The sequence below is a fragment of the Elstera litoralis genome, assembly GCF_000963705.1.
GTDB classification, from domain to species: domain Bacteria; phylum Pseudomonadota; class Alphaproteobacteria; order Elsterales; family Elsteraceae; genus Elstera; species Elstera litoralis.
In genome coordinates this window covers 1-6,188 of record NZ_LAJY01000320.1, presented here as the reverse complement: position 1 = coordinate 6,188, position 6,188 = coordinate 1, and the positions used below count along the sequence as shown (strand labels likewise).

At 63.6% G+C, this 6,188-nt stretch carries 9 protein-coding genes, 1 tRNA gene and 1 pseudogene; 7 read left to right on the top strand and 4 right to left on the bottom strand.

Annotation, left to right across the window (positions count from 1 at the left end):
- A partial coding sequence (locus VZ95_RS12685) for a L,D-transpeptidase (RefSeq protein ID WP_156995276.1) occupies positions 1-516 on the top strand: 516 nt, incomplete at its 5' end.
- On the opposite strand, the gene VZ95_RS12680 is transcribed toward VZ95_RS12685, so the two are convergent.
- Positions 513-956, bottom strand: a complete 444-nt coding sequence (locus VZ95_RS12680; RefSeq protein ID WP_045776171.1) for a MarR family winged helix-turn-helix transcriptional regulator — start codon at positions 954-956, stop codon at positions 513-515. The two genes, VZ95_RS12685 and VZ95_RS12680, sit on opposite strands and share 4 nt — an antisense overlap.
- A gap of 77 nt (positions 957-1,033) precedes the next feature.
- On the opposite strand from VZ95_RS12680, the gene VZ95_RS12675 reads away from it, so the two are divergent.
- Complete coding sequence (locus tag VZ95_RS12675) at positions 1,034-1,504, top strand: PaaI family thioesterase (protein WP_045776170.1); 471 nt, start codon at positions 1,034-1,036, stop codon at positions 1,502-1,504.
- 162 nt (positions 1,505-1,666) lie between these two features.
- On the opposite strand, the gene VZ95_RS12670 is transcribed toward VZ95_RS12675, so the two are convergent.
- Positions 1,667-1,743, bottom strand: a tRNA-Arg gene (locus VZ95_RS12670).
- Between the two features lie 330 nt (positions 1,744-2,073).
- Here VZ95_RS12670 and VZ95_RS12665 point away from each other — a divergent pair.
- The 5 genes from VZ95_RS12665 (at position 2,074) to VZ95_RS12650 (ending at position 5,518) form a co-directional block, all read left to right on the top strand.
- Complete coding sequence (locus VZ95_RS12665) at positions 2,074-2,919, top strand: hypothetical protein (RefSeq protein ID WP_052711732.1); 846 nt, start codon at positions 2,074-2,076, stop codon at positions 2,917-2,919.
- A complete protein-coding gene (locus tag VZ95_RS22025; protein ID WP_052711731.1) occupies positions 2,886-3,200 on the top strand; it encodes a hypothetical protein in 315 nt (104 codons plus the stop codon). Before VZ95_RS12665 ends, VZ95_RS22025 begins: the two co-directional genes overlap by 34 nt.
- A 73-nt stretch (positions 3,201-3,273) precedes the next feature.
- Positions 3,274-3,717 (top strand): DUF4864 domain-containing protein, encoded by a 444-nt coding sequence (locus VZ95_RS12660; protein ID WP_045776169.1) that lies wholly within the window; start codon positions 3,274-3,276, stop codon positions 3,715-3,717.
- Positions 3,718-3,821: 104 nt separating this feature from the next.
- Positions 3,822-4,316, top strand: coding sequence for a xanthine phosphoribosyltransferase (gpt, locus tag VZ95_RS12655; protein ID WP_045776168.1), 495 nt, complete (start codon positions 3,822-3,824; stop codon positions 4,314-4,316).
- Positions 4,313-5,518, top strand: coding sequence for a class I SAM-dependent rRNA methyltransferase (locus VZ95_RS12650; RefSeq protein ID WP_045776167.1), 1,206 nt, complete (start codon positions 4,313-4,315; stop codon positions 5,516-5,518). Before gpt ends, VZ95_RS12650 begins: the two co-directional genes overlap by 4 nt.
- Positions 5,519-5,673: 155 nt before the next feature.
- Here VZ95_RS12650 and VZ95_RS22020 read toward each other — a convergent pair whose 3' ends face one another.
- A complete protein-coding gene (locus VZ95_RS22020; protein ID WP_408606086.1) occupies positions 5,674-6,021 on the bottom strand; it encodes a hypothetical protein in 348 nt (115 codons plus the stop codon).
- Positions 5,994-6,164, bottom strand: a pseudogene (locus VZ95_RS29320) (ornithine cyclodeaminase family protein); the annotation flags it as partial. The gene VZ95_RS22020 and the pseudogene VZ95_RS29320, both read right to left, overlap by 28 nt.
- Positions 6,165-6,188: the final 24 nt, after the last annotated feature.

Sequence of the window (6,188 nt, the reverse complement as noted above, 5' to 3'; positions counted from 1 at the left end):
GCCGGTGCCCAGGCACCCCCGTCGGCGGCCCCTCCGGCAGAGCCGAGCCCCCCCGCTGGGGCCATTCTTATTTCCGTCGCCGAACGGCGCTTGCGCGTAGTGTTGGCCGATGGCAGCGCGCAGAATTTTCCGATTGCGGTAGGCCGCTCGCGCGATCTCATTCCCCTCGGCACGACCGAAGTGCTGCGCAAACGCCGCAACCCAACTTGGGTGCCGACGCCGGAAATGCGGCGGCGCGACCCGAAACTCCCGGCCTCGGTTCCGCCCGGCCCGCGCAATCCGATGGGGCTTTATGCGCTCGATCTGGGCTGGACCTATTACCGCATTCACGGCACCAACGAGCCGCAATCGATTGGCCGGGCCGCCTCCTCCGGCTGTTTCCGCATGTTGCCGAAAGATATCGAAGCCGTGTTCAAGCTGGTCGATGTCGGCACGAAAGTCACCGTCATCGAAGGCCGTTTGCCGAAACTGCCCGATCCCGCGCCTGCCCCCGCGCCGGAAACCAAGGCGCTTTAAGCCTCCATCGTCTGTTTTAGCAGCCCGACAAGCGCCGCCGCCTCCGCCGCCCCCATTTGGGCGAGTAGCGCGCTATGAACCTGCTCCCGGATCGCGCAGGCCTCGATGAACAGCGCCCGCCCGTCGGGGGTAATCGCGGGCTGTTTCGCCCGGCGATCCTGGGGCGCACTGTCCAGGCTGAGCAATCCTCGGCGCTGGAGAGGCTGCAACGCCCGCGTCAGGCTGCTCGGGTCCATCGCCAGCGCGGCGGCAAGCCGTTGCACCGACCAGCTCTTGCCCCGGTCGTGCGCCCATCCGAGATGAGCCAGAATCGCAAACTGCGTCGCCGTCAGCCCCAGCGGCAGCAACGCCCGATCGAACCGCGCGGTAACGCGGCGGGTGGCCTTGCGCAAGTGAAGCATCAGGCAATCATTGAGGCTGCGGTAATTCGGATCGGGCATCGGCGGCGCGGCTCTTGACGGAAACGGAAAGGCGCTGTCATGATAGCTGCATACACAGGTTTTTGCGAGCGCCCCCGATGACCCAGCCGATTTTTGCCCCGCTGCCCGCCGATGCGATCACGCTGAGCGGTCTCGAAATTCTGCACCGGATGAAAAGCGGCGAACTGCCGATGCCGCCGATGGCCGAGGTGATGGGCATGCATCCCGATGTGGCGGAACATGGGCGCGTGGTCTTCACCTCCACGCCGAAAGCGGCTTTTCTCAACCCGATGGGTACCATCCACGCGGGCTATGCCCTAACGTTGCTCGATACGGTGCTGGCCTGCACAGTCCATTCTACTTTGGCGGCGGGTCAGACTTATACGACGCTGGAAGTGAAGGCCAATTTCGTTCGCGCCATCCTGCCCGATTCCGGCCTGCTCACGATCGAAGGTAAAATTCTCTCGGCGGGACGGCGCATCGGCACGTCGGAAGCCAAGATCACCGATGCCAAAGGCCGTCTGCTCGCCCATGCGACGACGACATGCATTATTTTCTCGGGCGATTAGGCTTTGTGGGGATTGTGAATCCCCATTTGCGGGATTCACGCTCGGGATGGACTGTTTAATCCTGGCCGACGCCCAAAACGCGGGGGTAGGCGAAACCAGTCTGTTTTTATGAATTTTCTCAAACGGCTTGCGGCCTAAATTTTCTGATGTCTCAGAAGAAAATGGCGCGCCCGGAAGGACTTGAACCTCCAACCCCCAGATTCGTAGTCTGGTGCTCTATCCAGTTGAGCTACGGGCGCCCGCCGTTGAGGTGGCGGAAATTAGCGAGAGCGTGCGGGCAGCGCAAGAGGAAAAATGAATGGCGCTGCCAATCGTTTGACAGAAGGGGCGCGGCGGGGCCATCCCGCGCGGAAATCCGCCGAAAGGGCAAGGAATCGGTGCGGTGCGGTGCAAGGGGGGCTTGGAATGGGCAAAACCTTCCGATAGTATCCCGACCCATTAAGGTACCTTCCGTTTATCCAGTTGGTGCCGTTTCAAGCCCCTAATCCTGGTAGCAGGGTTGCGATTGAAACGGTTCAGGGTCGTAAGGGGGTGCCGTTGTATCTGTCCGGGGAAGGTGCTCCGACCACATGCCCGTGTTTATGGCCGCTCATCCGTTCCGCAAAGTAGCCTTCTCGCTGCTTTCCGTCGCGCTTCTCACCGCTGTTTCGGGCTGCGGCAGCCTTAACGGCTCTTCGGTGTCGTCGGCACCCGCTCCCGCGCAATCGAGCAACCGGGTTGCGGCGACTTTGCCGCCCGCGCCCACGGTGGCGGTTCCGGCCTCCACGCCGGTTGGGGAAAAGGCGGCGCAGTTGCGCGCCGATTTAACCCGTCTGACCGGCCAGTTGGACGATCGTCAAAGCCTGTTGGCGTCGATCCGCAACGGCAATATGGAAAACGGCCAGCTCTATTATGCCCTGGTCGCGGCGATGAATGCGCGGCTCCAGGTCGGCACGACGCCGGGCAATCCGATTGTTTCCCAGCAGTGGGACCAGGCGCAAACCACGCTGGACCGGCTGAATGAGGATGTGGGGCGCTTGAACAAGCTCTCCACCGTCGTTGCCGCCGATGCCGCGCTGGCGGCCTATATCGTCGATGCCACGCGGGCAGCCTTCGGCATTTCCGGCGCGCTGGATGAAGATCATCAGGCTTTGGCGAAACTGCTCGACGATTCCAACCGCGCGCAAGTGGCGATTGATCGCATGCTGTCGGATATTTCCGACGATGTGGCGCGCCAGAGCACCTATATCGGCAACGAACGCCGCAATCTCACGGCCCTGTCGGTCGCGGTGAAGAATGGCCAGCCGATTGGTGGCGCGCTCTCGGGCCGCGTGCAGCAGGCGGGTCTCGGATCGGCCGTTCCGGCGGCGACGCCTCGGGCCTTAGCAATGCTGCCGGGGTTGTGCGCCCCGACGGTCGCCGCCCGCTGGTGGTGATCCGCTTCGACCGCCCGAATGTGGTCTACGAACAAGCCCTGTATAATGCCGTCTCCCAGGCGCTCGAACGCCGCCCGGACGTGAGCTTCGATCTCGTTGCCGTCAGCCCGACGCGCGGCGGGGCCGGGCCAGCGGCCTTGGCGGCGAACCAAGCCCGGCGCAGCGCCGAACAGGTGATGCGCTCGCTCACCGATATGGGCCTGCCGCCGAACCGGCTCGCGCTATCGTCGAGCAATTCGCCGACCGTGGACGCCAACGAAGTTCAGCTTTTCGTTCGGTAACTCGTCTTCCCAATGGAAGAAGCCTGAAAACGCGCTATCCTCATGAGTCCTATCCCCTCATGAGGAGGCGGTCATGGTCTTCTCGGCGCTAAAATCCCGTTTTTCCTTATTGCTCGTGCTGTTAAGCCTGAGTTTTGCGGGTTCGCTGCACGCCCAGACTTTCAGTGATGCCGACCGCACCGCGATTCGCGGCGTGATCCAAGCCCAGATGGATGCCTTCGCGCGTGACGATGCGCCTGCGGCCTTCGGCTTCGCCACCCCCAGCCTGCAAACGCAATTCGGCTCGCCCAGCCGTTTCTTGGCCCTGGTGCGCGAAGCCTATGCGCCCGTCTACCGGCCCGGCTCGGTCTGGTTCGGCGCGCTGAAATCCTCGGACGGCACGCCGGTGCAGATGGTGCATCTGACCGACAGCAAGGGCGCTTCGGTGCTCGCCATCTACTTCATGGAACGCCAGAAGGATGGCGGCTGGCGCATTGCCGGGTGCCGCTTGCTGCAAGACCCTGGTTTGGATAGTTGAGCGGGGCGGGGCAGTATCCCGCTCCAAATCATTGTCGGCGGGCATGGGATCGGCTACACAGGCGGCTTCTTTTTGATCGTCACGCCTAAGGGAGCCCGCCCGCGATGGCCGATTCCAATCCGTCCCCCAAAACCTTCCCGGTTTCTTGGGAAGAATTGCACCGTAACGCCAAGGCGCTGGCTTGGCGCTTGATCGAAGGCCGCTCCTGGCACGGCATCATCGCCATTGCGCGCGGCGGGCTGGTTCCGGCGGCGATTATCGCGCGGGAACTCGATTTGCGCGTCGTCGATACGATCTGCATCAAAAGCTATTCCGACGATCATGCGCGCGGCGAGATTCGCATTCTGAAGAATATCGTCAACCCCGGCGATGGCGACGGCTGGCTGATTATCGATGATCTGGTCGATACGGGCTATACCGCCAAAGCCGTGCGCGAACTGCTGCCGAAAGCCCATTTCGCCACCGTTTACGCCAAACCCGCAGGGAAACCGATGGTCGATACCTATATTACCGAAGTGAGTCAGGACACCTGGATCTACTTCCCGTGGGACGTTGAGCCGCAGTTCGCGCAGCCGCTCGCCGCGCAGCGTCGCGGATGACCCACCCCATCGAACTCCCCGTCCTGCGCTTGCAGGAAGGCCGCGATCGCCGCGTGCGCAATGGTCATCCCTGGATTTACTCCAACGAAATCCAGATGACCCCCGCCGCCAAAGCCCTGCCGCCCGGCCAATTGGTGCGCGTGCTGGATGCCGGGGGAACCAATCTCGGTATCTTCGGCTTCAATCCGCACACGCTGATCGCCGCCCGGCTGATGGCGCACGACCCGCGCGTCGTCATCGATACCGGCTTGCTCGCCACCCGCCTGCGCCGGGCGTTGGAGCTGCGCCAGCGCTTCTTCCCCACGCCCCATTATCGGTTGATCCACGCCGAAGCCGATGGGTTTCCGGGGTTGGTGGTCGATCGCTACGGCGATGTTCTGGCAGTGCAGCTCAATACGGCGATGATGGAAGCCCTGCGCGCGCCCCTGCTGGTGGCCTTGCAGGAAGTGTTGCAGCCGCGCGCTATCGTGCTGCGCAACGATAGTTCCTCGCGCACGCTCGAAGGTTTGGAGCTTGGCACCGAAATCGCCCTGGCCGATCCGGACCTTGATCTAACCAAGCCCATCGAGATTCTCGAAAACGGCGGGCGCTTCCTCGTCGATGTGCTCGACGGCCAAAAGACCGGCTGGTTCTACGATCAACGCGACAATCGCGCCGCCGCCGCCCATCTGGCCAAAGGCGTGCGCGTGCTCGATGTTTATACTTACGCGGGCGGCTTCGGCGTGCAAGCGGGCCTCGCGGGCGCGACGGAAGTCGTGCTGGTCGACCGCTCCCGCCCGGCGCTGGATCGCGGCCTTGCCGCCGCCGAACTCAACGGCGTCGCCAATGTCAGCGCCATGCAGGGCGACGGCGTGTTCGTGATGGATCAGCTTTTCACCGATAAGGAGCGCTTCGGCCTCGTCATCGCCGATCCACCCGCTTTCGTGAAATCGAAAAAAGACCTCAACGCGGGCCTGCGCGGCTATCGCAAGATGATCCGCTCCGCCGCCTCGGTCGTCACCCCCGGCGGCTTCCTGCTCGCCGCCTCCTGCTCCCACGCGGTCGATGCCGAAGCCTTCACCAATGAGCTGCGCGCCGGCCTCGCCAAAGCCGGGCGCACGGGCCGCATTCTCCGTCAAGCGGGCGCGGGGCCGGATCATCCGGTGCACCCGTTCTTGCCGGAATCGGCCTATCTGAAGGCGATTTTGGTGCAGTTGGATTAAAGGGTTAGGGGCTTTGCCCCTAACAACCCCAACCAAGGGGCTTGCCCTTGGTAATCCCAATTATTTAAAATGAAACCCGAGTAGCCCCAGAAAACCTGGTTTCCTAAGGGGCCGAAGCCCCTTAGGCGGGGGCTCGGGGGCAGCGCCCTCGACCTTTACTCGACGGCCAGTTCCGCCGCCGCCAGATCTTCAATCGCGGTGCCGACCGATTTGAACAGGGTGATCGCTTCGGGGCTGGAGCGCAGGCGGGCGGTGCCGCGCACCAGATCGAACAGATCGCCGCGAATGCTGTCTTCGGCAATCAGCCCGGCGCGTAGGGGTTGGCAGAGATCGCCCGCTTCGTGGAGCGCGCCCGCGCGGGTATCGCAATAGAGTTCGGCGCGGGTAATGGCGGCGTCATCGGCCTCGCGCATGGTCGGGGTGAAGCCGCCGACGAGATCGACGTGGGTGCCGGGGGCGAGCCACGCGCGTGGATCACGGGCTCCTGGGCCAGAGTGGCGCAGGAGACGATATGGGCACTGCGCACGGCGGCGGCGACATCGGTGGTGGCATCGACCGTCGCGGCGAGCCCGTGCAGGCTGGCGGCGGTTTGCTGCGCTTTTGCCAAATCCCGCCCGACGATGGTGATATGGGTGATCTTGCGCACGCTGGCGTGGGCTTCGGCGAGGTG

Excerpts from the sequence above, each read along its gene's own strand:
- VZ95_RS12650 (WP_045776167.1), top strand. The coding sequence starts at position 4,313 with ATGACCCACCCCATCGAACTCCCCGTCCTGCGCTTGCAGGAAGGCCGC.
- VZ95_RS12665 (WP_052711732.1), top strand. The coding sequence starts at position 2,074 with ATGCCCGTGTTTATGGCCGCTCATCCGTTCCGCAAAGTAGCCTTCTCG.
- VZ95_RS12660 (WP_045776169.1), top strand. The coding sequence starts at position 3,274 with ATGGTCTTCTCGGCGCTAAAATCCCGTTTTTCCTTATTGCTCGTGCTG.
- VZ95_RS12680 (WP_045776171.1), bottom strand. The coding sequence starts at position 956 with ATGCCCGATCCGAATTACCGCAGCCTCAATGATTGCCTGATGCTTCAC.
- gpt (WP_045776168.1), top strand. The coding sequence starts at position 3,822 with ATGGCCGATTCCAATCCGTCCCCCAAAACCTTCCCGGTTTCTTGGGAA.
- VZ95_RS12675 (WP_045776170.1), top strand. The coding sequence starts at position 1,034 with ATGACCCAGCCGATTTTTGCCCCGCTGCCCGCCGATGCGATCACGCTG.